Raw genomic sequence first — 26,456 nt, forward strand, 5'->3', positions numbered from 1 at the left:
CATGTCCGCGCTTTTGCTCATTCTGCTCAGCGCCGTCCTGGTGAACGTGATGGCACTGACGCGCCTGCCCTCGTGGCGGCCGTTCGAAGCCGTCACGGGCACCTTCAAGGGCGCGCAGGGCCTCGCAATCGCATCGCTGCTTGCCATTCCCCTGGTGGCAGCGATCAGCTGGTCGCTGTCGACGTGGGTGCTGAAACCGAACGGGCTCGGCTATCTCAGAACGTTTGTATTCGTGATCGTCGCAGTGGCGGTGGTGCCGGTGGTCGAACTGATCATGCGACGCGACGGTCGCCTGCAACCGCAGCGCCCCGGCTTCACGCTGCTCGTGACCACCAACTCCGCCGTGCTCGGCATCGCGCTGATGGTGGACGCACGGATGCAGAACATCGTCGATGCCGTGTCATTCTCCGTCGCCATGGCCGTAGCGCTGGGCTTCTTGATGCTGGCATTCGCCGCCATGCACGACCGATTGCAGCATGCCGATGTACCCAGCGTGTTTCGGGACGCGCCGCTGGCGTTGGTCAGTGCCGGCATCATGGCGCTGGCGTTCATGGGCTTCACCGGACTGATTCAGGAATGACGACCTCGCGATGATTACCGCGCTCGTCACAATCATCGTGCTTGCGGCCCTCGCTGGTTTGGCGACGGCCGCCGCCGCCGGCGCGCCCAAAGAAATCTCATTGGTCGATCGCATCGACGCCTTGCTGCCCCAGACGCAATGCCGTCGTTGCACGTTCACAGGTTGCCGTCCTTACGCAGAAGCCATTGCGCAAGGCGCAGCCGATATCAACCAGTGCCCGCCAGGCGGCGAACGCACCGCGAAGGCACTGGCGAGCATGATGGGCGTGGAACCCAAGCCGGTCGGTAAGGAATTCGGCGTCGTTCCCGATCATCCGGCAGTGGCCTTTATCGAAGAGGACGCCTGCATCGGTTGCACCAAGTGCATTCAGGCCTGTCCGGTCGACGCCATCGTCGGCGCTTCTCGCCACATGCACACGGTGATCGCGGCGGACTGCACCGGGTGTGAGTTGTGCATTCCGCCCTGCCCGGTCGATTGCATCATCATGCGGCCGGCACCGACGGTCGCACAATGACCGCCAGGGAATTAGTCACCGGCGGTCTGCGCCTCGAAGCGCACAAGCAGCGTTCCACCAAAGCCCCGATCCGTGCCGCGAGCTTGACCGAGCGCTATGTGATTCCGCTCGATCAAAACTCGGGCCTGCCAGCACTCCCGCTCGTAAAGCCATCGGATCGCGTGCGCATGTGGCAGCCGATCGCTCAGCCCGCGCCGGGCATCAGCGCGTGGCTGCACTCGCCGGTGTCTGGCGAAGTGATTGCGATCGAACCTCGGCCGGCGCCGCATCGACTCGGCGCGCCCACGCTCAGCATCGTCATCGCCAATGACGGTCGGGATGAGCGGTTCGAGAACGCCGCCGCCGTCTGTTCATTCGAGCAAATTTCCCCAATCGAAGCCTGCGAGCACATCGCGCGCGGAGGCATCGTCGGATTGGGCGGCGCTGTTTTTCCCACTGCAAACAAACTCGCAAGCTCGCTGTGCGAGAACGGCCCGCTGCTGCTACTCAATGGCGCGGAGTGCGAGCCATACATCAGTTGTGACGAAATGCTGATGCGCGAGCGCGCCGAGGACATCGTGTTCGGCGCCCGAGCTTTGCTTCACTCGCTCTCCGCACCCAATTGCACGATCGCGATCGAAGACAATGTTCCGGAAGCGCAGGCCGCTCTGCTTCGGGCCATCGAGCAAGCCGGCGATTCCAGAATTCGAATCAAAGTCGTCCCAGCAATTTACCCCGCGGGCGGCGAGCGGCAACTGATTGCCACGGTGTTCGGCGTCGAAGTGCCTCACGATGGCTTGCCCTCGGACATCGGCATCGTCTCTCACAACGTCGGCACGGTCGCCGCCATCGCGCGTTGGATTCGCGATGGACAACCCTTGGTGAGTCGCATCGTGACGGTCACAGGGGACGGCGTCACCGAGGCTGGCAATTGGGAAACGCGGATCGGCACGCCGTTCTCCAGTCTCATTGCCGATGGCGGCGGTTACACCGAGCGCATGGCGCGGCTGATCATGGGCGGCTCGATGATGGGGACGTCGTTGCCTCATGACGATCTCCCAGTCGTGAAAGCAACCAATTGCATCATCGCCGCTTCCGCGTTGGATCTACAACCACGCGGCGCCGAGATGCCGTGCATTCGCTGCGGCAACTGCTCACAAGTGTGCCCTGCATTCCTGCTGCCACAACAACTGCACTGGTACTTACAACCTTTCGATGGCGATCAACTCGCCCGCCACGGCCTGCTCGACTGCATCGAATGCGGCTGCTGCGATTACGTCTGCCCCAGCCAGATCCCGCTGGCCGAACGATTCCGCGAAGCCAAGCCTCTGCTCACTCGCGAGCTCGACGCCCATCGCACCGCCGACGCCGCCCGCGCCCGCTTCCTCGCTCGCAACGAACGCCTCGCGCGCCTCGAAGCCGAACATCGTGCGAAACTGGCGGAGAAGCGGCGCCCCAAGAACGAGCCCACCTCATGACCTTCCCCACCGCCCCCGCACCGCACGTGGTCGCGCATGACAGCGTCGGGCGAGTCATGCGGATCGTTATTTATGCATTGCTGCCGACGGTGGCATTGCATGTGGTGTTCTTTGGCGTGGGCTTGTTGGTGCAGATCACGTTGGGCGCGGCAACGGCGCTGGTCGCCGAAGCGTTGGCGTTGCGCTTGCGAGGGAAGCCGATCGAGCCGTTCCTGAAAGATGGCAGCGCGATCGTGACAGCGATACTGCTGGCGCTGTGCCTGCCGCCGCTGGCGCCGTGGTGGCTGGTGGTGAGTGGCACGGCGTTCGCCATTCTGCTGGCGAAACATTTGTATGGCGGCCTGGGTGCGAACCCGTTCAATCCGGCGATGGTGGGTTATGCCGTGCTGCTGGTTTCGTTTCCTGTGCAGTTGCTGCAGTGGCTGCCGCCCGCGGGCATGGACATGGAACACATCGAGTTGACGCTCGGCGAAACGATTCAGACCATTCTTACTGGATCGCTGCCGTCGCGACTCACCTGGGACGCCGTCACGTCGCCGACGCCGCTCGACGCGTTGCGTACCGGTTTGAAAATGGGCATGACGATGGCCGAGGCGCAAGCGGCACCGATCTTCGGCACGCTCGGCGGTCGCGGTTGGGAATGGATCAATCTGGCGACGCTCGCTGGCGGCATCGCTTTGCTCGGGTTACGCATCATCCGCTGGCACATCCCCGTCGCCATGCTCAGTGCCATCGCGATCAGCGCCTCGCTGATGTACATGGTCGATCCGGGCAGCTACGCCGGCCCGATCTTTCATCTCACTTCCGGCGCGAGCCTGCTGGGCGCATTCTTCATCGCGACCGACCCGATTTCGGCCGCGACCAGCGATCGGGGTCGGTTGATTTACGGCGCCGGCATTGGCGTGCTGACCTACATGATCCGCACCTGGGGCGGCTATCCCGATGGCGTCGCGTTCGCCGTGTTGCTGATGAACTTGTCGGTGCCGCTCATCGATCGCTACACGATTCCGCGCATCTATGGCCACGCCCGCTGACAAGCGCAAGATCGTCAGACCGACGGTGACACTCGTCGTCATCGCGGCCGTGCTGACGGTCGGGCTGGTGACGTTTGCGAACCTCACGCGCGATCGTATCGCCCGCAATCAAGAGGTCTGGATCAAACAGCATCTGGACGCACTCGTTGCTCCGCAGAGCTACGACAACGACCCTCTCACCGACACGACCGAGGTCACTGCGCCCGACCAGCTCGGCACAGCTGCACCGGTCACCGCCTATCGCATGCGCAAGAACGGACTGCCGGTCGCGGTCGCCATTCGCTCGATCGCTCCCGACGGCTATCGCGGGCCGCTGGAATTGCTCGTCGCCATCGCGCCCGGCGGCCAGCTGATCGGCGTCCAGGTCATTCGTCACAACGAAACCCCCGGCCTCGGCGACGCGTTCGAGAATCGTGACGCCGGCTGGCTGGATAAATTTCGTGGCCTGTCGCTGACCAAGCCGCCGCAGCAGCGCTGGACCGTGCGTCGGGATGGCGGCGACTTCGATGCATTCACGGGCGCGACGATTACGCCGCGAGCCATCGTGAAGGCGGTGCGACGCACGCTGGAGTTTTATCAAGGCAATGAGGACCGTTTGTATCAGGACGGCAACCCTCGATGAATACGCCGGCAACCCCCAATGACGACGCGGAAGGCTTGAGCGTCAGGCCAGGCGCAGTCAGCAACCTCCCGCCGCCGCCTGCGAGACAGCGCGCGTTTGGCAGCACATTGCAACTGCTCGCGCTGTGCCCACTGCTCGCGGTGAGCGACACCGTCGTCAAAGGACTCGGCTTCGGCGCTCTGGTGCTGGTGATATTTCCCCTGGCGACCTTGCTACTCGGCGCCATCCGTCGCTGGCTGGATGACTCGATCGTTCTGCCCGGCAGCCTGCTCGTCACCGCAGGACTCGTCACGGCGGCGGAACTGTTCATGCGCGCGTGGTTTCACGATCTCGGCGCGTCGTTTGGCGTGTTCCTGCCATTGCTGGCCGTGAACATCGTGGTGATCGATCACCTGCAAACACCCGACGCGGCCCGTGGCACTGCACTCATCCGCAGCGTGCGCATTGCTCTCGGCATCGCTCTGACATTGATCGCGCTCGGCGTCGCTCGCGAACTCGTTGGCCGCGGCTCATTGCTGAGCGGCGCAGACGCCCTGCTGGGCACCTGGGCCGATCGTTTGGAGCTCAAGGTCTTCAGCGTCGACATGGGCTTTCTGCTCGCCCTGCTGCCGCCGGGCGCGTTTATTTCGCTGGGCCTGCTGATCGCCGCACGCAACTGGATAGCCAGCCGCAAATCCACCTCATCATGAACCGCAAAAAGATCGCCGCGATTTTCGAACGCCTCAAGGCCGCCAATCCCAAGCCGACCACCGAGCTGGAATATTCAACGCCGTTCGAGCTGCTGATCGCCGTAATTCTGTCGGCGCAGGCCACGGACAAGGGCGTCAATCTGGCCACGCGCGAGCTCTACAAACATGCCAACACGCCGCAGGCCATCCTGGCACTCGGCGTGGATGGGCTTTCGAAGTACATCAAGACCATCGGGCTGTTCAACACCAAGGCGAAGAATGTGATCGCCACCTGTCGCATTCTGGTCGAGCAGCATGGCGGCCAGGTGCCGGAATCGCGCGACGCGCTGGAAGCATTGCCGGGCGTCGGCCGCAAAACCGCGAATGTGATTTTGAATACCGCGTTCGGCCATCCAACCATCGCCGTGGATACACACATCTTCCGCGTCTCGAACCGCACCGGCCTCGCGCCGGGCGACAACGTGCGCGAGGTCGAAGACCACTTGTTGAAAGTCGTGCCGCCTGAGTACGCGCACGATGCTCATCACTGGCTGATCCTGCACGGTCGTTACACTTGCATCGCCCGCAAGCCGAAGTGCCCGGAGTGTGTGATTCTCGACTTGTGCGAATACAAGGAAAAGACGCCGCCGGAGATCAAGCCTGAGAAGCGAAGCATCTTTGCGCCGTCTAAACCCAAACGAGCAGTCACGAAACCGACCGTCGCGGCAACCAAGGCGAAGCTCGCTCAGAAACTTCGCAAGCGACGCGCGTGAGCACATCATGGATCGACGCACATTCATTCATCAGGCCGCGCTCGCCGGCATCGCCGCTCAGCTGCCCTGCTCTGCGAATGCCGACACTCCGCACAGTCAGTTCAATCGCAACTCCACGGCGGAGCAAGTCACGGCCGGCTTGAATCTCGCCGGCAAGACCGCTGTGGTCACTGGCTGCAACTCCGGCATCGGCTTTGAAACAATGCGTGTGCTCGCCTTACGCGGCGCTCATGTCATTGGCACCGCTCGCACGCTCGACAAAGGTAAAGAGGCTTGCGGCAAAATCAGCGGCAAAACGACACCCGTCGTACTGGAACTGACGGACTTCGATTCCGTGGTTGCTTGCGCGAACACCATTCGCAACATGAATGTCAGCATCGACATGCTGATTCTCAACGCCGGTATTATTCTCGACGACTGGCAGCAAGTGAACGGCATCGAAAAACAATTCGTGGTCAATCACCTCGGTCATTTCATCCTCACGCAGCGGCTGCTCGATCGGGTGATCTCGGCGGAGCAGGGCCGCGTTGTCGTGGTCGGCAGCGGCAATCATCGTGACGCGCCCCAGGGCGGCATTCAGTTCAACGATCTCTCTGGCCGCAACTGGTATCGCCGCGGCTACGCACATTCGAAACTCGCCAATGGCTTGTACTCGCTGGAGCTGTCACAGCGCCTCAGCAAGACTCGCGCGACTTCGAATTGCCTTTCGCCAGGGCCCGTCGACACCAACATCCGGCGCGACCTGCCCGCCAGCGCCACGCCGGCCAATCTCAAGTCGCCGGCGCAGGGCGCGGCCACGGTTTGTTATGTCGCCGCTCATCCCACGCTGAAACAGGTCAACGGCGAATACTTTTCCGACTGCAATCCCGCGCCACAAAGCGCTCATCAAACCGATCGCGCCATGTCTGCAAAATTGTGGCAAGTGTCGACAGAGTTGACACGACACCACCTCACTTGATCCGAACGCTTACTAGCAGCGCCGCCTGGCGCTAGAATCTCCCGCTCACGGCTGACGGCCCAGCCGAACAACAATCAATTGCAGCGGGCACGGCCGCCCTCGGGAAGATTCAAGTGATCGCTCAGCGGACTCTGGTTCTCGCATTGCTTGCGTTCGTCCTCGCCGCCTGTGGTGGTGGAGGTGGTGGCGGCAACAATCCGCCGACCACGACCCCGCCCCCTGGCGGTGGCTCACCAAACAATCCGCCTCCCCCACCACCACCGCCGATCGACTGGGAACAGTACAGCGCAGAGAACGCACGCCTGCGCATGCTCTTGACCGGATCGCAGCTGGTGATCACCTGGGTGGATATGTTCGAGGACGAGTTGAACTATCGCGTGGAGCGGCGGGTGGGCGAAGGCAGCTGGGAACTGGTGGATACGCTGCGGCCCATGGAGGGAGGGGAGACTTTCTGGGTTCGGACCGTGCCCGCCTCCGCCCGATATCGGGTGATGGCGACTCTGGAAGAACGCTCGTTACCCTTGCACTCGCCAGGCAACGAAACCGAGATCGCCATCGACCTGGCCCCCAGCAATCCCGTGACGATTCAGATCGACCAGGCCGAGCCGATACGTGGTGCGGCTCGCGTCAGTGTGCAGGACGCCGAATCTGCGCTATCGGTCTCGTATTCTCTCGACGGCACGCAGTTTGCCCGCGTGACAGGCGGTGGAACATTCGCCGCAACACTGCCGGCGCAACAGCTCGTCGACGGCACGCGCCAACTACGTGCGTTCGTCGAGATGACTCCTGGCCTGAGGGTCGCCTGGACGCGCGCGCTGCAAGTAGACAACCCGGCGGCCGCGATACTGTTTCATCTGGTCGCCCCCTCTCCCACGCCCGCCCATCCTCTGCAACTCGTGGCGAATGCGTCCTCCGACGCCGGCATCGCCTCCGTGGAATTTTTTATCAATGGCAGTTCGGTGCACGTGGCAAGCGCGCCGAGCAGCGGCAGCAGTGAGTACGTTTATGACCTCGACACCACAACGTTGCCGCCGGGCGTGAATGTATTTCGCGTCGTCGCAACCGACAACGCGACTGGCACCGCCGAGGTCGAGCGCACGTATACGGTGGATGCGCCTGCCACGTTTGATGTCACAGGACTGTTCGACGGCATGATCACATCGGGCGACCGGGTCAGCATCCGCGGGGATTTCAGTGACGACCTCCCCGGCGCGAACCTGACCATCGACGCAGGCGATCTGGGGGTGTTGAGGACCCAGACCAGTCCATTCGCCGTGGATTTCGCGCTCGCCGGCGTGCCGCCCGGAGAGCATTCGGTCTCGATCCGACTGCAGGACGGATACGGCAGGATGACCTCGCGTTACTACAACGTCATTGTGCCCTCCACGTCGTTGAGCTATGAACTGCTCGCCAGGGACGCGGAACAGTTGCTGGCGGCGGACCGAGGCTCACTGCTGTACCGAAAGGCTTCCGGTGCAGTGGTGCTGAGAAATCCCGCCGGCGTAGAAACACAGTTTCCCGCCGCGACCTTTGGCAGCGCGACGTACCGGATGAGCGAAGGGCGCATCGTGGCGTACGGACAAAATCAACGTATCTACCTGCTCGACGCCTCCGGACAGGCGACTGATATCTCACAATCGCCGATTGCTCCCGCCTTCACCCCCACCAACCTGCCACGGCTGCGCGGCCCGTGGCTGAGCTGGGTGCAGGCTGGCGCTCCGACGATGTTCAGGGTCTACAACCTGCAGACCGGCATCTCCAGAGATGTACCGGTCGGAAACGTGATCGCAGGTGGCTGGCACGACATCGTTGCCACCCCGGGAAACGAGCAACTGCTGTTCGAGACTACCCTCAATGGCACCGCCGGAATCTACAGCCACAATCTGCAGACGAATGTCACGCAGCTGCTGGTCAGCGGCTCTGTCACCCGCCCGACCACCGATGGCATGCGCCTCATCTGGCTCGATCCCGCGCCTCCGACCACGGAACTATTCATCGCACCGCTGAGCAATCCTGCGGCGGCCGCCATGCTCAGTTCGGATGTCCGCGTTGCCTCGCTCGAAGGCGGAGTGGTCTATTGGATCGATCGTGACAACACGCTGCAGGTGAACGATGGCTCGGTCACGACAGAACTGATCGCGCAGGACAACCCGTACATCAACTGGTTCACTATCAGGAACGGTCGCGTGACCTTCACAGACGGTACCCGGATGCATACGTGGAGCTCCGCGAACGGAACGCGGCTCTGGCTGGATACGTTGCCATCAGCGTTGATGCAAGCCGATGGCGTCGCTTATTTCCGGACAGGGTCGAGCGGCACGCTTTATCGGGTGGCCCTGCCCTGAAGACCCGCGTAAGCGGCTAGAATCGCCGCATGCCGATCTTCGACACCCAATCCCGCGACCAACTGCGCCAGATGTACATCGATGCCTGGCGCAAGCATCGCGAGGGCATCCCGATGGAGCCGCTGGAAGCGCAGATCGCCGACGTGGTCGCGCTCCACCCTGAATATCAGGCGGCGCTGGAACGCTCGGACGACGTAGTCGACCGCGATTACAGCCCCGAGGGCGGCCAGTCCAACCCGTTCCTGCACATGGGCCTGCATCTGGCGGTCCGGGATCAGATCGGCACCGATCGTCCGCCCGGCATCCGGGCCGCTTTCGAGGCGCTGGCGGCGCGCCTGGGCGAGCCCCACGACGCCGAGCATCAGATCATCGAGCGCCTCGCAGAGGCGCTGTGGGAAGCGCAGCGCGCCGGTCGGCCGCCCGACGAGCAGGCTTATCTGCGACGCATCCGGGAGCTGGCGGGCCTTCGCATAAAGTGATGCCTGCGTTCGCGCTCCGCGTGGTGGCCGCATCAGGACGCGAATGGTAGATTCCGCCCCCTCGCGAGCCCTTCGAGCTCCCACGCCACGACCATGCCAGCCATCAAGCAAGACGATGTGATCCAGAGCGTCGCCGACGCCCTGCAGTACATTTCCTATTACCACTCGCCCGATTTCATCCAGGCCATGGCGGCCGCTTACGAGCGCGAGGAAAGCCCGGCAGCCAAGGATGCGATCAAACAGATTCTGGTGAATTCGCGCATGTGCGCCGAAGGCCACCGCCCGATCTGTCAGGACACCGGCATCGTCACCGTGTTCGTCAAGGTGGGCATGAACGTGCAGTGGACCGACGCCACGATGTCGTTGAGCGACATGATCAACGAAGGCGTGCGGCGCGCTTACAACCATCCGGACAACATGCTGCGCGCCTCGATCGTCGGCGATCCTTTGTTCGATAGAAAGAACACCAAGGACAACACGCCTGCGGTCATCCATATGGAAGTCGTGGCCGGCGATACGCTCGACATCGCAGTCGCGGCCAAGGGCGGCGGCTCGGAAAACAAATCCAAGATGGTGATGTTGAATCCGTCCGACTCCATCGTCGATTGGCTGCTGAAGACCGTGCCGCAGATGGGCGCGGGCTGGTGCCCGCCGGGCATGCTCGGCATCGGCATCGGCGGCACCGCCGAGAAAGCCATGGTGATGGCCAAGGAATCGTTGTTCGAAGCCATCGACATCCATGAGATCCGCGAAGCCGGCCCGAAGGACAAATTCGAAGCGCTGCGCCTGGAGCTCATGGACAAGATCAACGCCCTCGGCATCGGCGCGCAGGGCCTCGGCGGCCTCACCACCGTACTCGATGTAAAGATCAAACATTGTCCGACGCACGCCGCGTCGCTGCCGGTCGCAGTGATTCCGAATTGTGCCGCGACTCGTCACGCGCACTTCGTGCTCGACGGCTCGGGTCCTGCGAAGCTCGATCCGCCGGATCTCGAGCTGTGGCCGAAGCTCACGTATCAAGCCTCCGCTGAATCGCGCCGCGTGAATCTCGATGCGCTCACGCGCGAAGACGTGGCCTCGTGGAAGCCGGGCGAGCGCTTGCTGCTGTCGGGCAAGATGCTCACCGGTCGCGACGCTGCTCACAAACGCATCAACACGCTGATCGAATCGGGTCAGCCGTTGCCAGCGGGACTGGATTTCAAGAATCGCGTGATCTACTACGTCGGCCCCGTCGATCCGGTGAAAGGCGAAGTCGTCGGCCCCGCCGGCCCGACCACGGCCACCCGCATGGACAAGTTCACCGACATGATGCTCGGCAAGACCGGTCTGATCGCCATGGTCGGCAAATCCGAGCGCGGTCCCGAAGCCATCGAATCCATTCGCAAGCACAAGGCTGCATACCTCATGGCCGTCGGTGGCTCGGCGTATCTGGTGTCGAAGGCGATTCGTTCCAGCCGCGTGGTCGCGTTCGGCGATCTGGGCATGGAAGCGATCTACGAATTCGAAGTGAAGGATATGCCGGTAACCGTCGCCGTCGACGCTCGCGGCGAGTCGGTGCACGAGACCGGCCCTGCGGAATGGCGCAAGCGCATCGCCGGCATCCCCGTCAAAGTGGTGTAAAGAACAACGCGGTGGAGGGACCCATGCAGATCCAGCACGCGATCCTGTTGCCCCCCACCGCCCTCGCCCTGCTGACCGGGGCGGTTTTTATCAAGTTGTATCGAGACCGCATCGCCGAGATGCGGTCTCGGCGGATTCATCCCCAACAACTGGCGAACGCCAAACAGGTGCACGAGACGCTGCAGAACGTGGCGGCCTCCGACCACTTCCGCAATCTGTTCGAGGTGCCGGTGCTGTTCTATGCGCTGTGCGGCTTCCTCGCGATCACCCAGCTCACGACAGCATTGTTGCTGGCGTGCGCCTGGGGTTACGTCGTGCTGCGAGCAGCGCACACGTACGTGCACCTCACGAGCAACCGCGTCATCCGACGCTTCCAGTTGTTCTTCGCCAGCAGCATCGTGCTGTACGTGATGTGGGCGCTGTTCGCCGCGCGCCTGCTCACTGCATGAAGCCGACTTTCACGTCTTCCTGAGACAGCAGGCGCACCGGCACAGAAGGCGCGTGCCAGATATCCGCACAGTACTCGCGAATCGTGCGATCCGAAGAGAACTTGCCGCTGCGCGCCGCGTTCAAGATCGACATGCGGGTCCAGTGATCGACGTCGCGATAAGCCTGGCTCACCTGCAGCTGACATTGGGAATACGACTCGAAGTCTGCGAACACCAGATAGGGGTCGTGCCACAACAGCCCATCGGTGAGCGCGCGGAACAACTCCGCATCGCCACGTGAGAAGAACCCGCTGTTGATCAGAGAGATCACCTCCTGCAACTCGGGCGTCATGTACTCGAGCGGTCGATAGCCGCGAGCCTTGGCTTCAGCCACCTGCTCCGCGGTCAAGCCGAACAGGAAGAAGTTTTCCGCACCGACTTCCTGACGGATCTCGATGTTGGCGCCATCCATTGTGCCGATGGTCAACGCCCCGTTCATGGAGAACTTCATGTTGCCCGTGCCCGACGCCTCCTTGCCCGCCGTTGAGATCTGCTCGGACAGATCGGCGGCCGGATACACACGCTGACCATTGGTGACATTGAAGTTCGGCAGGAACACCACCTTCAATCGATCCTTGACCGCCGGATCGCGGTTCACCACATCGCCCACCGAAGTGATCAGTTTGATGATGAGCTTGGCCAGGTGATACGCCGGCGCCGCCTTGCCGCCGAACACAAACGTGCGGGGCTGAAGGTCGGCATTCGGGTCGGAGCGCAGCCGGTGATACAGAGCAATCACGTGCAGGATGTTCAAGTGCTGCCGCTTGTATTCGTGAATGCGCTTGACCTGGACGTCGAACAGCGACTGCGGATCGATGTCGGCGCCATTGCGCCGCTTCAGGAACGCAGCAAAATCGACCTTGTTGGCGTGCTTGATCTCGCGCCAGCGCTGCCGGAATGCCGCGTCGTCGGCCAGCGGCTCGAGCTTGATCAGCTCGTCCAGATTCTTGAGCCAGGAGTCGCCGATCGCTTCGCTGATCAGGCCCGTCAAGCGCGGATTGCTCAGCGCCATCCAGCGACGCGGCGTCACACCGTTGGTCTTGTTGCTGAACTTGTGCGGCCACATCTCGTAGAAATCTTTGAGCACGTCATGCTTGAGCAGCTCGGAGTGCAACTCCGCCACACCGTTGATCGTGTGGCTGCCGACGCACGCCAGATGCGCCATGCGCACGTAGCGCTCGCCGTGCTCATCGATCAACGACAACCGCGCGAGGCGCGACTCGTCGCCATAGAAGCGAATGCGTACTTCATCGAGGAAGCGCGCATTGATCTCGTAGATGATGTCCAAATGCCGCGGCAGCACCGACTTGAACAGTTCGAGCGGCCAACACTCCAGCGCTTCCGGCAACAACGTATGGTTGGTGTATGCAAACGTCTTGCAGGTGATGCTCCAGGCTCGATCCCACGGAATCACATGATCGTCCACCAGCAGCCGCATCAGCTCCGCGACGGCAATCGCGGGATGGGTGTCATTGAGCTGCACGGCGAACTTCTCGTGGAAGCGCTCCAGCGGCAGCTTCTGCACCCGCATGATTCGCAGCATGTCCTGCAGCGAAGCGGACACGAAGAAGTATTGCTGCTCCAGGCGCAAGGTCTTGCCCTGGATCTGCTCGTCGTTCGGATAGAGCACCTTGCTCAGCGTCTCCGACCACACCTTCTGTCGGACCGCACCGCCATAGTCGCCGCGGTTGAAGGTGGAGAAATCGAACGACTCCGGCGCCTCGGCCTTCCACAAGCGCAGCGTGTTCGCAGTGTTGTTTCGATAGCCGAGAATCGGCGTGTCATACGGAACGCCGACCACGACCTTGTCCGGAACCCACCGAATGCGCAGACGCTCCTGCTCGTCGCGATACTGCTCGGTGTGACCGCCTAACTTTACTTCGACCGCCCACTCCGGCCGCAGGATCTCCCAGGGATTACCGAAGCGCAGCCATTTGTCGGTGCGCTCCATCTGCCAGCCATCGACGATCTCCTGATGAAAGATGCCGAACTCGTAGCGGATGCCGTAGCCGAGCGAAGGAATCTCCAGCGTCGCCATCGAATCGATGAAACATGCCGCCAGGCGCCCGAGACCGCCATTGCCCAGTCCCGGCTCGTCCTCCTGGCGCAACAGGGTATCGAAATCCAGGCCCAGCTCAGTGATGGCGTCGCGCACCTGTTCGTAGATACCGAGATTGATCAGGTTATTGCCAAGATGAGGGCCCATCAGAAACTCGGCCGAGAAATACGCGACCGTGCGCGAACCCTGCTTGGTGTAAGCAGCCGCCGTGCTGATCCACCGCTGCAACAGGCGATCGCGCACCGCGCACGCCAGCGCCTGGTAGTAATCGTTCTGGGTGGCGAGCGCCGGGAACTTCCCCTGCACGTAAAACAAGTTGTCCAGGAAGGCGTGCTTGAACGCCTCCTTGGTCAGCGCCGTGCGCTCGTCTTCGTAAGGCTGGCTTTCCACTGGCTGCATTGACGTGGCCATGACAGTACCTGCTTGTTGTAGTCCGCAAACGGCGTGAATGGTGCAAATATCGTGCGGGCCAGCGCAGCTGTCGGTAATCGCAGTCAGGCGGGCACCGACACGCGGGCCCGCACCGGCTTAAATCAGCGGGCCGAACGACCCGCCTCTTTTGAGTGCAGCTACGCTGCCTTGGCGCGGTATGCGGAGAACATCGAGAACACCCACGGGCGGCACGCGAGCAGCAGCGCAATGCTGGTCTTGTCTCGTGCTGGCAGTTGCACATCGAGCGCCGCGAGGTCGGCGAAGTCAGCCGCGAGCTTGTCGATCTTCTTGAGCAGGATGCGCACCGACGCCGGCGACAGCTCAGCGGAATGAAACGACAGCGCCTCGTTGCTGCCGGTGAAGCGGCCTTGCAGAAATTCCGCCCGCACCTGGCGCTCATATAACTTACGCACCGGCCCGTCCGGGCGCCATGCAATCGGCAGGCGCGCATGCAAGTGAATCCTGCGCTTGGCATCGAGAGTGATGAGCTGTGCTCCCACGAGCCGGTCCAGCAACCCGCGCATCGCTCGTGGGTTGAGGCCGAGCCGACGTTCCGCCGCCTCCACCGGTCTGCCATTCATCAGCAAATAAAACAATGCGAGCAACGAAGCATCGCTTGCCAAAGTGCGCTCCTGCTCGAGCGACAAACTGAAGGTCTGCGCTTCGCGCGTGCCTGCGGCCATGCGTACCAAATCGGCGACACTCATATCGATGGCTGCGCACACGCGCTCCAATCTCACCAATGTAAAAGATTCATCGGAGAACAAACGCTTCACCGACGACTCGCTCAAGCCCAGCGAGCGGCCGAGCTTCTGGTAGGTCATGCCACGCGCGCGCAAGCAGCGCTTCAAAGTTTCCAGCAGGTTCTTGGTCTCATTCACTGCAATAAATCCCGACAGAGCTAACACCGCGGTGCTTAGAGTACCGTAATCCGGTACTTCGGTTTTCAAAGCTTGTTCGACGCGCTGAGGTCGCTAAGGTGTCGCCCCGTCGGCATATCCGGTCCAACACAACGGCATCGGGTGTGCAGGCACGTTGAACAAACAAGAGGAATCGATATGAAGGTGTTTCACGCGTTACGTGCCCTGGCCAGGCCGGCTTTACGCTGGTCCGTGCCAGCGCTCGTCATCGCCGCGCCGGGGATGGCTGCGGCCGATGAGGTCGGCCACTGGTACATCACTCCGCAGATCGGCGGCATTTCCGTCGACAACGACCGCCCCTTGCAGGATAAGGATTGGTTGTATGGCCTGGCCGTCGGCAAGGTTGTCAATCGTGGCTTGAACGTCGAGCTCAATCTCAACGGCTCGCAGATCGGCGGCGGTCCGAATCACAGCGATCTGAGCCTGTATGGCGGCTCGATCGACCTGCTGGGTGTGTTCAATCGCGGCGGCGTCGTGCAACCGTTCCTGAGCGCCGGTCTCGGTGTCGCGCAGAACGATCGCCCGAAGAGCGACGGCGGTGACGCAACCGACTTCATGTCGCAAGTTGGCGTCGGTATGTTCATCAAGGCGTGGGAGAACAGCGATGGCTCACGCACCTTCTCGCTGCGTCCCGAGTTGAAGGCTCGCTGGGATGACGCGGGTGCCAACGGACACTATCGCGATTATCTCGGCTTGCTGGGCTTCCAATACTCGTTCGGCGCGCCGCCGCCGAAGCCGGTTGAAGCAGCTCCGCCGCCGCCGCCCCCGCCACCGCCGCCTCCGCCGCCCCCGCCGCCTGTTGGCGACCAGGACAAGGATGGCGTGCTCGACAACGTCGACAAGTGCCCGGATACACCTCCAGGCGTTGCGGTCGATGCGTACGGTTGCACACGCAAGGGCTCGATCACGCTGGAAGGTGTGACCTTCGAGTACAACTCGGCGACGCTGAAGCCGGAGTCCCGCAACGCTCTCGACAACGTGGCCGCGGATCTGAAGAAATATCCGCGACTGAAGATCGAGCTGCAGGGTCACACCGACAGCGCCGGCCCGGATGCGTACAACCTGAAGTTGTCACAGCAACGTGCCGACTCGGTCCGCAACTTCCTGCTGGGCCAGGGCGTACCCACGTCGCAACTGACCGCGAAGGGCTACGGCGAAGCGCAGCCGATCGCGGACAACAAGACCGACGAGGGCCGCGCCTTGAATCGCCGTGTGGTGATGGCCGTGCTGGATAACCCTGGCGACGTGGAAGTCCAGGGCGAAGGTAAGGTCGAGCGCTAAACAGCTCGTGTCGAAGGACGGGCCTCTCTTCGCAAGGAGAGAGGCCCGCCCAAGAAAACCAACCGGCTCCTTCCCGTCAGGGCAGGAGCCTTTTTCATCTCAATGGAAACTGATACCCCACGAACTGCTGCCGCAGTTGCAATTTGCTGAGCTTGCCCGTCGCCGTCAGCGGCAGCTTCTCGACGAACACCACGTCGTCCGGAATCCACCACTTCGCCACCTTGCCTGCAAAGAACTGCAACAGCTCTTCTGCAGTCGCTGCCGCTCCGGGCTTCAATACCGCTACCAACAACGGCCGCTCCTGCCATTTCGGATGCGGGATCGCAATCGCCGCGGCCTGCGCCACCGCTGGATGCGCGACTGCCAGGTTCTCCAGGTCGATCGAGCTGATCCACTCACCACCTGATTTGATGACATCCTTGGTCCGATCCGTGATCTGCAGGTACCCCAGCGGGCAGATCGTCGCGACGTCGCCGGTATCGAACCAACCGTCGTTCTCGAACACATCATCGCCGTTACGCTTGTAGTAGCTGGCCGCCACCCAGGGGCCCCGCACCTTCAGCGCGCCAAACGTTTTGCCGTCGCGAGGCACTTCGTTGCCTGCGTCATCGGCCACTTTCAGCTCGACACCAAACACAGTGCGCCCCTGTCGAGCGCGCAATGCGTTGCGACGCTCTTCGGGCAAGCTGTTCGCCTCCGGCGACAGCGAACGAATCGTGCCGATGGGACTGGTCTCGGTCATGCCCCACGCATGCACGACTTCGACGTCGTGACGCTCTCGCAGTTGGTTCATCAGCGCCAGGGGCACAGCCGAACCGCCGCTCAACACACGCGTGAGGCTGTCGATGCGCTTGCCGGTTTTCTCCAGATACGCAAGCAGGCCCTGCCACACCGTGGGCACGCCGGCCGAGAACGTCACCTGCTCCTCTTCAATGAGCGCCTGCAGCGTTTCCGCATCCCCCATCTTAGATCCCGGGAATACCAGCTTCGCCCCCACCATCGCGCACGAATACGGCAGGCCCCATGCATTCACATGAAACATCGGCACGACTGGCATCACCACTTCATGCGCCGACAGTGCCATCGCATCCGGCATGGCCGAGGCATAGCAATGCAGGACGGTCGAGCGATGACTGTAGAGCACGCCTTTCGGATCGCCAGTCGTCCCGGACGTGTAGCACAACGAGCTCGCGGTGCGCTCATCGAACTCGGGCCACTCGAAACTGTCGCTCTCGACGGCGATGAAGGATTCATAGCTGCGCGCGCGAGGCAGCTGGGTTTGAGGCATGTGCGCATCGTCGGTCATGACGATGCAACCTTCGAGCTTCGGCAAGCGCGATTGCAGCTTCTCCACCAGCGGCACGAACGCTGGATCGAGGAACAACCAGCGGTCCTCGGCATGATTGATGATGAAGACGATCTGATCTTCGAACAGACGCGGGTTGATGGTATGACAGACGAACCCCGAACCGGACACCGCGTAATAAGTCTCGAAGTGCCGGTAGTCGTTCCAGGCAAGCGTCGCCACGCGATCGCCCCGCTGCAACCCGAGCCGACTCAGCGCATTGGCAAGCTTGCGGGCGCGGGCGAATGCATCCCGGTAGGTATATCGGTGGCGGGGATTGTCGGCAGTGATCGAAACGATCTCCCGCCGAGGGTGCTGCAGTTCTGCATGGCGCGCGACGCCGCTGATCAGCAGCGGCCGGTCCATCATCTGTCCGAACATGGCCGTCCCCCATCGCTGTTCATGGTTCTCTCTAAAGAGATACCACAAATGTCGTTGGGGCGCTCGCCGCGCCGGACTGAGGTTACTGGGTCGCGCCGGTGCCGGCGAAAGCGGCAGGCGTCGGCCCTGCATGCAGCGACTCAGCGGCAATTACTGCCGGCACTGGTGCCGAGGCGGCCGGCGCCGGCACATTCCCGAAGCCGAACTCCACGACAATCCGCGCGATATGCGGATGCTCGCTGCTCCACTGTACGAAATTCACACAGACGGCTTTCAAATCCTCGCCCTGCGCATACTCGAACGAGTTGCCGGTGAAGCGCGCGCCGCCGAGATCCTGGTCGAAGCTCACCTGATGTTTGTCCCAGGGGTGTTGCATGGCGTCCGGCTGCGCAAACAATTGAATGCGATCGACCCGGGCATACGCGGGTATCGTCCCGCAGAGCGCGATGCGCTGAGCTTCCTGCTCATTGCAACCGGTTGTGACATTGCCGGCGCGGCACGCAGGGACATAGACAACCGATTCCACACTGTCAGCGACGCTCTCCATCGCCGCAGGCAACGTCACTGCATGGTGATCCATAGCGGCCGATTTCGCGGCAGCTGCGACGTCCGCTCGCTCGGCCTCTTGTTCGGCAGCGATCAGTGAGCGCAGTTCCTTCAGCTCGCCGCGCATGGCACGCATGTCTTCCTCTGCGCGCTGTTTGATTAATTCGGAATACAGAAAGCCGCCAGCCGCCGAAGCAACCATCAGCGCGAGCACGGCGAGTACCGAGCGCAACGTAGAGCCTTTCTTCGGCCGCACGTCGACCTTGCTGCTACGTTGCTGCTTGAAACTGCTGAACAGCTGGAACAAGGCGGTGGTGACGGTGGCCAACGCACCGATCATGGCCGCCATAATGGTTTCGGAAAGACCCATCGAAATCCTTTGACGTTGGAGCCTGGCGCCTTCCACAGAACTGGGGAAGGTTGCTACCGCCCTTCCTTATGTCTGGTCTAGCGCGGGACTGTACTGCGTCACATTTTGCCGCTCTGCCAAACAGTTGGCAGTTTCGGGGCCGGCAGGCGCGATGGATGCAAATTCCTGCCGGCGGGGGCGCGCTGTTCAGCCAGCCCGTTCAGCTAACCTCACGTTATGTTGCAAGAGCAGTCAGTCGACGATCAGACCGGCTTGATCGCGATGAGCACTTCCCCGGCCGATACGGCGCGGCCCGCGGCACTACGAATCTCGACGATCTCGCCAGCCTGGTCGGCGATGATTGGGATCTCCATTTTCATCGCTTCGATGACCAGCAACTCGTCGCCGGCGTTGATGCGTTGACCAATGCTCAGCGATTGTTTCCAAACGCTGCCGGTGACAGGCGATGTGATCGCCTCGCAGCCGGCAGGAACAGTCGCCGTCGCGACTTCGCTGACAACGGCCGGTTCTGAATCGAACGTGAGCTGACCGTTCGCGCGCCAGCGCTCTCTTTCTGCTTCGAACGCCGCCTGCTGTTGCGCCTTGAAGGCCGCGATCGAGAAGTTGTTATCAGCAAGGAACTGCCGATAGTCGCGCAACTTCAGCGTGCTTTCTTCGACGCGCAGCTGGAGCTTGCCGAGGGGAAAGTCCTCGCGCATCTGTAACAACTCATCCGCAGAGACCGGATAGAAGCGCAGCTGATCGAAGAATCGCAGCAGCCACTGCTTGCCGTCCTTGAAGTCCTTCGTTTGCCGATGACGGTTCCACATCTGCACCGTGCGGCCGACGAACTGATAGCCGCCCGGGCCCTCCATGCCATAGACGCAAAGATAGGCGCCGCCGATGCCAACCGCGTTTTCCGGTGTCCAGGTGCGAGCCGGGTTGTATTTGGTTGTGACGAGACGATGGCGAGGATCCAGCGGCGTCGCAACGGGCGCGCCGAGATAAACGTCGCCGAGCCCCATGACGAGATAGCTGGCATCGAACACGATGCGGCGTACGTCGTCGATGGAATCGAGACCGTTGACCCGGCGGATGAACTCGATATTGCTGGGACACCAGGGCGCGTCCTTACGCACCGATTGCACGTATTTATCGATGGCGACCCGCGTGGCCGGATCGTCCCAGGAGAGCGGCAAGTATACGATGCGGCTGGGCACCTCGATGTCATCCACGGCGGGCAATTCATCTTCTGCGCGCAGCAAGACGTCCAACAGGGCACGCTGTGAGATGTTGGCACTATCGAAATGGACCTGCAGCGAGCGGATGCCCGGCGTCAGTTCGAGCACGCCGGGAATTCGCTGCCTTTGCAGCCAATCCATCAACGCGTGCACGCGGAAGCGCAGTTCGAGGTCAAGCACCAGCGGCCCATATTCGACCAGCAGATAGTTGTCGCCAGCCTGGCGATAGCAGACAGCCGGCGCACCCGTCACCGACGCAGCATGTGTGTGAAGCACCGGTTCGGACGGACCGACACGCCGGAACCTGACTTTATCGCCCGGCCTGAGCTGCCCGACCTTCCACAGCTCGCTGCTGATGATCGTCGCCGGACACACAAACCCGCCCAGGCTCGGGCCGTCCGGGCCAAGAATGACCGGCATATCGCCAGTGAAGTCGATGGCGCCGATGGCATAGGCATTGTCGTGGATGTTGGACGGATGCAGTCCCGCCTCACCTCCATCCGCTCTTGCCCATTGAGGCTTGGGCCCGATCAAGCGCACTCCCGTGCGGCTGGAGTTGTAGTGCACCTCCCACTCGGCGGCGAAGAACGTTTGAATGTCTTGGTCCGTAAAGAAATCAGGCGCGCCATGCGGCCCCGACATCACATCAATGGTCCACGTATTTGAGTACGTCGGTATGCGCGACGCCGGCAATGGCGAACCAACCTCTGTCAGTTCTACGCCCTCCTGCAAGCGCAACGTATCGCCTGCGCGCAGCGCTCGGCCCGCATGTCCACCGAACTGGCCTAACGTAAAGGTCGCCCGGCTGCCCATATAAGTCGGCACATCGAACCCGCCACGCACGGCGAGATACGTTCGCTGCCCTGCTCCCTCGATCGAGCGCATCTTCAAAACGCTGCCAGCCGCCACTTTCAGCGCAGTCCAGTACTGCACCGGCTGGCCGTCCAACTCAGCTTTCATAGGAGCGCCACACAGCGCAATCACCGCCGGTGCATTGAACTTCAGCGTCGGGCCACTGACCGTCAGTTCCAGGCCCGCCGTCGCTCCAACATTCCCAACCAGCTCGTTGGCCAGCCGAAACGCGAGATCATCCATCGGCCCCGACGGTGGCACGCCGATATCCCAATACCCCACGCGCCCTGGAAACTCTTGAATGCTCGTGTGCGTGCCCGGCTGGATGACCTCCACCGTCGCCGGTCGATAGTCGAGCCCCGCGAGAAAGCGGGTTGTCTGCCGCCCTTCGCGGAACACTTCATCAGCAATCACGCGCCTGAGATACGCGAGGTTCGTCTCGATCCCATAGAGCTGCGTAGCCGCCAACGCGCCTTGCAGCTTCTGCAGCGCCTCGTCGCGAGTGGCCCCATGCGAAATGATCTTCGCGAGCATGGGATCGTAGTGCGCCGGCACATCCGCTCCCGTCTCGACCCAATGATCGACTCGAACGCCATCCGGCCATTGCACATGCGACAGCAACCCGCTCGACGGACGGAACTGATGCGCTGGATCCTCCGCATACACACGAACCTGGATGGAATGGCCGCGCGCCGGCACTCGACTGACCAGATCCAGTGGCTCGCCGGCGGCAACCCGAAGCATCCACTCGACGAGGTCGACACCAGTCACCTGCTCGGTTACACCATGCTCGACCTGCAACCGCGTATTCACTTCTAGGAAATAGAATTCACCGCTCGCATCGTCGTACACGAACTCGACGGTGCCGGCCGACTTGTAACCCACGCTCCGGCCGAGCCGCTCGGCACAGGCAAACAACTGCTGTCGCGTTCGATCATCGAGCCGGGGTGCCGGGGTCTCTTCGATCACCTTCTGATTGCGCCGCTGCACGGAGCAATCTCGTTCGCCGAGCGTCACGACATGGCCGCGACCATCGCCGAAGATCTGTACTTCGATGTGACGCGCCTGCTCGACGAACTTCTCGATAAAGACGCCACCCTGACTGAAGTTGCTCGCAGCGAGTCGCTCGACCGTGTGATAAGCAGCCGCCAGGTCCTCGGCGCTACGACACAGCTGCATGCCGATACCGCCGCCGCCTGCGGTGCTCTTCAACATCACTGGATAGCCAATGGCGCCTGCTTCGCGGACAGCGTGTTCGGCGCCACTCAGCAATCCACTGCCGGGTAGCAACGGAACGTCCTGCGCTTGTGCCAACTCGCGAGCCGTATGTTTGAGACCGAAGCTGCGCATCTGCTGCGGGCTGGGCCCGACGAACACGATCCCCGCGGCTGCACACCGCTCGGCGAACGATGCGTTCTCACTCAGAAAGCCGTAACCCGGATGAATTGCCTGCGCGCCAGACTCTCGTGCGGCGGCAATGATGCGATCCTGTTGGAGATAGCTTTCAGCGGCCGGCGCGGCGCCGATATGAATGGCTTCGTCCGCCATCGCCACATGCATCGAATGACGATCGGCGTCGGAATAGACCGCGACCGAGCGGATGCCCAGCCGCCGCAACGTGCGAACGATCCGGCACGCAATCGCGCCACGATTCGCGATCAGCACTTTATCGAACATGAGAACGCCTTCGACCCGACCGGCAGTGCCAGCCGAAGCCCAGTGCCGGGTCGTCCCGGCGTTGTCATGAAACTCGCGGGTCGTCCCGCAAGTGGCGACGTGAGCGTCGCCTGCCGTCAATCCCAGACCAGCACTTCAACTGGCGTCGGGTTAAAGCCATTGCACGGGTTGTTCAACTGCGGACAGTTGGAGATCAACACTGTCACATCCATTTCGGCACGCATCTCGACGTAGCGGCCCGCGGCGGAGATGCCATCGGCAAACGTGAGCTCACCTTGCGGCGTCACAGGCACGTTCATGAAGAAATTGATGTTGCTGGCCAGATCCCGCTTGCCGAAATCGCGGTGATACTTCGCGCCCCAGTGCGACAACGCCAGAAGAAAGCTGTCGCGGCAGCTGTGCATGTGGCGCTTGTCCATCGCATAGCGGACAGTGTTGCTTTCCGCCGAGCACGCGCCGCCCAAGGTGTCGTGACGACCGCAGGTGTCCGCGACGATCGTCAGCATCGCGTTGCCTTCGTTTGACAGCAGCTTCGTGCCCGCAGTCAGATAGATGTTTCCCTGCGCGCGGATCGTGTCCTGCGCGCTGTAGCGCTCGTCGAGCGACGCCCCGCTGTAGAACAGCGTGTCGACGGCTTGATTGCCTTCGAGATCGACGATGCGGAAGTGCTGTCCTTTCTTGAGACTGCCCATCCACGGTTCGCCCGCCGGGACAATCTCGCGATGAATCGCCCGCGCCGCGTCCAGTGAACTTTCTTTGAGCGGCATCAGCGGTACCACATCTCTGTATTGCGAAAGCCGCGCTCGTTCTCGGGACAGCGCGTGCGACAAGGATCGTTGCGCGGGGCCGGACGGGAATGCCACGTCGTCAGCCGCACCTCCTTGGGCCGATAGTCGGTTGCTGGGTCCAGCGGGTGCTGACACGCAGCCAACACCACCAACGTGTTCATCTCGAAGCGCAGGTCGACATAGCTGCCCGGAGTCGAGTGCCCTACGTGGAATTTGAGATTGCCGTCATCGTCGGCAGTCACTTTGCTGAAGAAATTGATGTTGGCCGCGAGATCGCGCTTGCCGAGACCGTACTTGCCCAACTCATTGAGGAAGCCGTCGTAAGCATTGCGGTGATAGTCGTTGCGACGTTCCTGATAGCGGGCGTCGCCATACTTCGAGCTGACCATGGCAGCGCTCGTAACACCGCATAACGTGTCGTGCCACCCGCAGGTGTCATCGGTGATCGAGCACATCACCCGGCCCATATCGGAGTAGCACACGCATCCGCGTGTGAGATAAGCGGTGTGTTGGGCCTTGAGCGTGTCGGCCATGTTGTAACGCTCGATCCGGTCGTCGTAGTTGTAGAACAGCGCCGAGACATTGCCGCCGCCGGCGACATCGGTCAGCCGCATGGTCGTGCCTCGCCGCAGCAGCCCAGACCAATGGGCTCCGCCGACGACCAGTTCTTCCCAAAGCATCCAGTACGGCGCGCCTTCGGCCATTCTCATACCCATCACAAGTCCGCGTTGACTTGGGATGCCCAGAGCAAGGAGCGTACCAAGCACGCTGCTCGTGCATTTCAGCGCCACCGCCACTTGCTGGAGCGATCATTCGCCCACACAGACGCACCGCTTGTGTGCGAGCACGACAATTCGGCGCGCCATTTGAATGCAGCGATGACCGTTCCTCGCGACGCGCGCGGCGGCAAATCCAGTGCACGGCGACCGGCACGCGCCTTGCAAACTCAAACATTGCAATTTGCCTCTAGGGTTCCGGTCGCTTGCGATGCTGGTCCGAGAGAGGCAGTCCAGTGACGAGGCTGGATACACGGCGGGATAAAAGCCCGGGAGGTTTGCGCGCTGGCAGGCGGCCTCCCCATTTATTCTGGCGGGATGCGTCTTCCGGCACTCGACTCGAGTGGCCTGTCCAATAAGAGGAGACGCTGAATGCTTTCCCACGCTCAATCGCTTCTGTATCGCCTGCTGCGGGTCGCGCTGCTGACCCTGACGTTGCTGGCACTGGTGCCGGCGGCGCACGCCGCCGAGAAGAAATCGTTCAAGATCGCCTGGAGCATCTACGTCGGCTGGATGCCGTGGGACTACGCGGCGCAGAGCGGGATCTTGAAGAAGTGGGCCGACAAATACGGCATCTCCATTCAGCTCACTCAGATCAACGATTACGTCGAGTCCATCAATCAGTACACCGCCGGCGGCTTCGACGGCTGCGTGATGACCAACATGGACATGCTGACCATTCCGTCAGCAGGCGGCGTCGACTCCACGGCGCTGATCATCGGCGACTTCTCCAACGGCAACGATGGCGTGGTGTTGAAAGGCAAAGGCAAGACACTCGCCAGCATCAAAGGGCTGCCGGTCAACCTCGTGGAGCTCTCGGTCTCGCACTACCTGCTCGCCCGGGCGCTGGAAACAGCCGGAATGCAGGAGCGTGACATCAAGGTCGTCAACACGTCCGATGCCGACATCGTCGGCGCATACGCCGCCGCGGACACGAAAGCGACGGTAACGTGGAAGCCGCAGCTCAGTGAGATCGTGGCAGCGAAGGATGCGCAGCTGGTGTTCGATTCGAGCAAGATTCCGGGCGAGATCATCGACATGATGGTCGTCAACACCACCACGCTCAAAGACAACCCGAAGCTGGCGAAGGCGTTGGTCGGTGCTTGGTATGAAACAATGAAGCTGATGGCGGCGAAAGATCCGAAAGCGCTGGAGCACATGGCCAAGGCGTCGGGCACGGACCTGGCGGGATTCAACAGCCAGCTGGCGACCACGAAGATGTTCTGGACGCCGGCGGAAGCGCACGCGTTCGCGACCGGCCCGGCGGTAATCAAGACCATGGACCTGGTGCGCAAGTTCTCCTTCGATCATGGACTCCTCGGTGATGGCGCGAAGACCATTGATGCAGTCGGCATCGAGTTCCCCGGCGGCAAGACGCTGGGCAACGCGAAGAGCGTGAAGATGAGATTCGACGCCAGCTACATGAAGATGGCAGCGGACGGCACGCTCTAACCGCCGATGCCACGCCTGGTCAATCTTTATCCCTCTCGCGGCGGCGCGCTGGCTCTCGGCGCGCTGCCGTTTCTGCTGTTGATCGCAGCCTACTTATTCGGCTCGGCGACCCGGCTCGCCGACAATCCGGACGACAAGCTGCTGCCGGCGCCAAGCGCTCTGGTGGATACGCTGAAGAGCTACGCCGTCGAAGAGGACCGACGCAGCGGTGAGGTCCTCTGGTGGCTGGACACCGGCGCGAGCATGAAGCGCCTGCTGATTGCGCTCGGCATCAGCGCACTCATCGGCATCGTCGGTGGACTCGCCATTGGTGCTCTGCCCGTCGTGCGTTCGTTGCTGGGCCCCTTCGTGGCCGCACTCGCAATGATTCCGCCGCTGGCCATCCTGCCTATTCTTTTTATCGTGCTCGGCCTCGGTGAAGTCGCGAAGATCGCATTGATCGTCTTTGGCGTGGCTCCCTGCATCGTCCGTGATGTCTCATTGCGCGCCGGCGAACTGCCCAAAGAGCAGCTCATCAAAGCGCAGACCCTGGGCGCGTCGAGCTGGCTGCTGTCGACCCGCGTCATCCTGCCTCAACTCTGGCCGCGCCTCATCGACGCACTCCGACTGACGCTCGGCTCTGCCTGGCTCTTTCTCATCGCCGCCGAAGCCATCGCGTCCACCGAAGGGCTCGGCTATCGCATCTTCCTGGTACGTCGATATCTGGCGATGGACGTCATCCTGCCCTACGTCATCTGGATCACGCTGCTCGCGTACACCATGGACTGGTTGTTACGAAAGACGCGAGCGCGGCTGTTCCCCTGGGCGGAGATGCATTGA

21 protein-coding genes, 1 pseudogene and 1 riboswitch are annotated in these 26,456 nt (G+C 62.0%); of the genes and pseudogenes, 15 read left to right on the forward strand and 7 right to left on the reverse strand.

Annotated features, from left to right (window positions below; all coding sequences use genetic code 11):
• Position 1: 1 nt before the first annotated feature.
• From D0550_RS08310 to D0550_RS08365, 12 genes and pseudogenes are all read left to right on the forward strand, one after another.
• A complete protein-coding gene (locus tag D0550_RS08310) occupies positions 2 to 580 on the forward strand; it encodes an electron transport complex protein RnfA (RefSeq protein ID WP_116808643.1) in 579 nt (192 codons plus the stop codon).
• Between the two features lie 10 nt (positions 581 to 590).
• Positions 591 to 1,094, forward strand: a complete 504-nt coding sequence (gene rsxB / locus D0550_RS08315) for an electron transport complex subunit RsxB (protein WP_116808644.1) — start codon at positions 591 to 593, stop codon at positions 1,092 to 1,094.
• Positions 1,091 to 2,551, forward strand: a complete 1,461-nt coding sequence (rsxC, locus tag D0550_RS08320; RefSeq protein WP_116808645.1) for an electron transport complex subunit RsxC — start codon at positions 1,091 to 1,093, stop codon at positions 2,549 to 2,551. The genes rsxB and rsxC overlap by 4 nt, the downstream gene beginning before the upstream one ends.
• Positions 2,548 to 3,585 carry an electron transport complex subunit RsxD gene (gene rsxD, locus D0550_RS08325; RefSeq protein ID WP_116808646.1) on the forward strand — a complete coding sequence of 346 codons (1,038 nt, stop codon included), beginning with the start codon at positions 2,548 to 2,550 and terminating at the stop codon, positions 3,583 to 3,585. The genes rsxC and rsxD overlap by 4 nt, the downstream gene beginning before the upstream one ends.
• Positions 3,569 to 4,207, forward strand: coding sequence for an electron transport complex subunit RsxG (gene rsxG / locus D0550_RS08330; protein WP_116808647.1), 639 nt, complete (start codon positions 3,569 to 3,571; stop codon positions 4,205 to 4,207). Before rsxD ends, rsxG begins: the two co-directional genes overlap by 17 nt.
• Entirely contained in the window at positions 4,204 to 4,896 is a 693-nt protein-coding gene (locus D0550_RS08335) for an Rnf-Nqr domain containing protein (RefSeq protein WP_116808648.1), read from the forward strand. Before rsxG ends, D0550_RS08335 begins: the two co-directional genes overlap by 4 nt.
• Positions 4,893 to 5,549: pseudogene (gene nth / locus D0550_RS08340) on the forward strand (endonuclease III); the annotation flags it as partial. The gene D0550_RS08335 and the pseudogene nth, both read left to right, overlap by 4 nt.
• 106 nt (positions 5,550 to 5,655) lie before the next feature.
• Positions 5,656 to 6,606, forward strand: coding sequence for an SDR family NAD(P)-dependent oxidoreductase (locus D0550_RS08345; RefSeq protein ID WP_116808650.1), 951 nt, complete (start codon positions 5,656 to 5,658; stop codon positions 6,604 to 6,606).
• A 113-nt stretch (positions 6,607 to 6,719) separates the two neighbouring features.
• On the forward strand, positions 6,720 to 8,951 hold the full coding sequence (locus tag D0550_RS08350) for an Ig-like domain-containing protein (protein WP_116808651.1): 2,232 nt from the start codon (positions 6,720 to 6,722) through the stop codon (positions 8,949 to 8,951).
• Between the two features lie 29 nt (positions 8,952 to 8,980).
• A complete protein-coding gene (locus D0550_RS08355) occupies positions 8,981 to 9,430 on the forward strand; it encodes a DUF1841 family protein (RefSeq protein WP_116808652.1) in 450 nt (149 codons plus the stop codon).
• Between the two features lie 93 nt (positions 9,431 to 9,523).
• On the forward strand, positions 9,524 to 11,050 hold the full coding sequence (locus D0550_RS08360) for a fumarate hydratase (protein ID WP_116808653.1): 1,527 nt from the start codon (positions 9,524 to 9,526) through the stop codon (positions 11,048 to 11,050).
• A gap of 23 nt (positions 11,051 to 11,073) precedes the next feature.
• A complete protein-coding gene (locus tag D0550_RS08365) occupies positions 11,074 to 11,499 on the forward strand; it encodes an MAPEG family protein (protein ID WP_161965707.1) in 426 nt (141 codons plus the stop codon).
• Here the strand turns inward: D0550_RS08365 and D0550_RS08370 are convergent.
• Positions 11,489 to 14,008 carry a glycogen/starch/alpha-glucan phosphorylase gene (locus D0550_RS08370; RefSeq protein ID WP_116808655.1) on the reverse strand — a complete coding sequence of 840 codons (2,520 nt, stop codon included), beginning with the start codon at positions 14,006 to 14,008 and terminating at the stop codon, positions 11,489 to 11,491. The genes D0550_RS08365 and D0550_RS08370 overlap by 11 nt on opposite strands.
• A 158-nt stretch (positions 14,009 to 14,166) precedes the next feature.
• On the reverse strand, positions 14,167 to 14,910 hold the full coding sequence (locus D0550_RS08375) for a helix-turn-helix domain-containing protein (protein WP_116808656.1): 744 nt from the start codon (positions 14,908 to 14,910) through the stop codon (positions 14,167 to 14,169).
• 177 nt (positions 14,911 to 15,087) lie between these two features.
• On the opposite strand from D0550_RS08375, the gene D0550_RS08380 reads away from it, so the two are divergent.
• Entirely contained in the window at positions 15,088 to 16,230 is a 1,143-nt protein-coding gene (locus tag D0550_RS08380) for an OmpA family protein (protein ID WP_116808657.1), read from the forward strand.
• 94 nt (positions 16,231 to 16,324) lie between these two features.
• On the opposite strand, the gene D0550_RS08385 is transcribed toward D0550_RS08380, so the two are convergent.
• The 5 genes from D0550_RS08385 to D0550_RS08405 all read right to left on the reverse strand — a co-directional run bounded on the left by D0550_RS08385 (position 16,325) and on the right by D0550_RS08405 (position 24,125).
• A complete protein-coding gene (locus tag D0550_RS08385) occupies positions 16,325 to 17,956 on the reverse strand; it encodes a 3-(methylthio)propionyl-CoA ligase (protein ID WP_116808658.1) in 1,632 nt (543 codons plus the stop codon).
• Positions 17,957 to 18,038: 82 nt separating this feature from the next.
• Complete coding sequence (locus D0550_RS08390) at positions 18,039 to 18,872, reverse strand: hypothetical protein (RefSeq protein ID WP_153067090.1); 834 nt, start codon at positions 18,870 to 18,872, stop codon at positions 18,039 to 18,041.
• A gap of 242 nt (positions 18,873 to 19,114) precedes the next feature.
• A complete protein-coding gene (locus D0550_RS08395) occupies positions 19,115 to 22,621 on the reverse strand; it encodes a 5-oxoprolinase/urea amidolyase family protein (RefSeq protein WP_116808735.1) in 3,507 nt (1,168 codons plus the stop codon).
• Positions 22,622 to 22,737: 116 nt separating this feature from the next.
• On the reverse strand, positions 22,738 to 23,388 hold the full coding sequence (locus D0550_RS08400) for an urea amidolyase associated protein UAAP2 (RefSeq protein ID WP_116808660.1): 651 nt from the start codon (positions 23,386 to 23,388) through the stop codon (positions 22,738 to 22,740).
• Positions 23,388 to 24,125 carry an urea amidolyase associated protein UAAP1 gene (locus tag D0550_RS08405; RefSeq protein ID WP_116808661.1) on the reverse strand — a complete coding sequence of 246 codons (738 nt, stop codon included), beginning with the start codon at positions 24,123 to 24,125 and terminating at the stop codon, positions 23,388 to 23,390. The genes D0550_RS08400 and D0550_RS08405 overlap by 1 nt, the downstream gene beginning before the upstream one ends.
• Positions 24,126 to 24,364: 239 nt before the next feature.
• Positions 24,365 to 24,463: riboswitch (guanidine-I (ykkC/yxkD leader) on the forward strand.
• Positions 24,464 to 24,557: 94 nt separating this feature from the next.
• Between D0550_RS08405 and D0550_RS08410 the strand changes: the two genes are divergently transcribed.
• Positions 24,558 to 25,637, forward strand: a complete 1,080-nt coding sequence (locus D0550_RS08410; RefSeq protein WP_116808662.1) for a putative urea ABC transporter substrate-binding protein — start codon at positions 24,558 to 24,560, stop codon at positions 25,635 to 25,637.
• Between the two features lie 6 nt (positions 25,638 to 25,643).
• Positions 25,644 to 26,456, forward strand: a complete 813-nt coding sequence (locus D0550_RS08415; RefSeq protein ID WP_116808663.1) for an ABC transporter permease — start codon at positions 25,644 to 25,646, stop codon at positions 26,454 to 26,456.

It is taken from the genome of Steroidobacter cummioxidans (assembly GCF_003104955.1).

Coding starts and splice junctions, on each gene's coding strand:
- D0550_RS08395 (WP_116808735.1), bottom strand. CDS start 22,621: ATGTTCGATAAAGTGCTGATCGCGAATCGTGGCGCGATTGCGTGCCGG.
- rsxC (WP_116808645.1), top strand. CDS start 1,091: ATGACCGCCAGGGAATTAGTCACCGGCGGTCTGCGCCTCGAAGCGCAC.
- D0550_RS08335 (WP_116808648.1), top strand. CDS start 4,204: ATGAATACGCCGGCAACCCCCAATGACGACGCGGAAGGCTTGAGCGTC.
- D0550_RS08385 (WP_116808658.1), bottom strand. CDS start 17,956: ATGTTCGGACAGATGATGGACCGGCCGCTGCTGATCAGCGGCGTCGCG.
- D0550_RS08360 (WP_116808653.1), top strand. CDS start 9,524: ATGCCAGCCATCAAGCAAGACGATGTGATCCAGAGCGTCGCCGACGCC.
- rsxD (WP_116808646.1), top strand. CDS start 2,548: ATGACCTTCCCCACCGCCCCCGCACCGCACGTGGTCGCGCATGACAGC.
- D0550_RS08415 (WP_116808663.1), top strand. CDS start 25,644: ATGCCACGCCTGGTCAATCTTTATCCCTCTCGCGGCGGCGCGCTGGCT.
- rsxB (WP_116808644.1), top strand. CDS start 591: ATGATTACCGCGCTCGTCACAATCATCGTGCTTGCGGCCCTCGCTGGT.
- D0550_RS08410 (WP_116808662.1), top strand. CDS start 24,558: ATGCTTTCCCACGCTCAATCGCTTCTGTATCGCCTGCTGCGGGTCGCG.
- D0550_RS08380 (WP_116808657.1), top strand. CDS start 15,088: ATGAAGGTGTTTCACGCGTTACGTGCCCTGGCCAGGCCGGCTTTACGC.
- D0550_RS08355 (WP_116808652.1), top strand. CDS start 8,981: ATGCCGATCTTCGACACCCAATCCCGCGACCAACTGCGCCAGATGTAC.
- D0550_RS08365 (WP_161965707.1), top strand. CDS start 11,074: ATGCAGATCCAGCACGCGATCCTGTTGCCCCCCACCGCCCTCGCCCTG.
- D0550_RS08405 (WP_116808661.1), bottom strand. CDS start 24,125: ATGGGTATGAGAATGGCCGAAGGCGCGCCGTACTGGATGCTTTGGGAA.
- D0550_RS08310 (WP_116808643.1), top strand. CDS start 2: ATGTCCGCGCTTTTGCTCATTCTGCTCAGCGCCGTCCTGGTGAACGTG.
- rsxG (WP_116808647.1), top strand. CDS start 3,569: ATGGCCACGCCCGCTGACAAGCGCAAGATCGTCAGACCGACGGTGACA.
- D0550_RS08390 (WP_153067090.1), bottom strand. CDS start 18,872: ATGGGTCTTTCCGAAACCATTATGGCGGCCATGATCGGTGCGTTGGCC.
- D0550_RS08345 (WP_116808650.1), top strand. CDS start 5,656: ATGGATCGACGCACATTCATTCATCAGGCCGCGCTCGCCGGCATCGCC.
- D0550_RS08370 (WP_116808655.1), bottom strand. CDS start 14,008: ATGGCCACGTCAATGCAGCCAGTGGAAAGCCAGCCTTACGAAGACGAG.
- D0550_RS08400 (WP_116808660.1), bottom strand. CDS start 23,388: ATGCCGCTCAAAGAAAGTTCACTGGACGCGGCGCGGGCGATTCATCGC.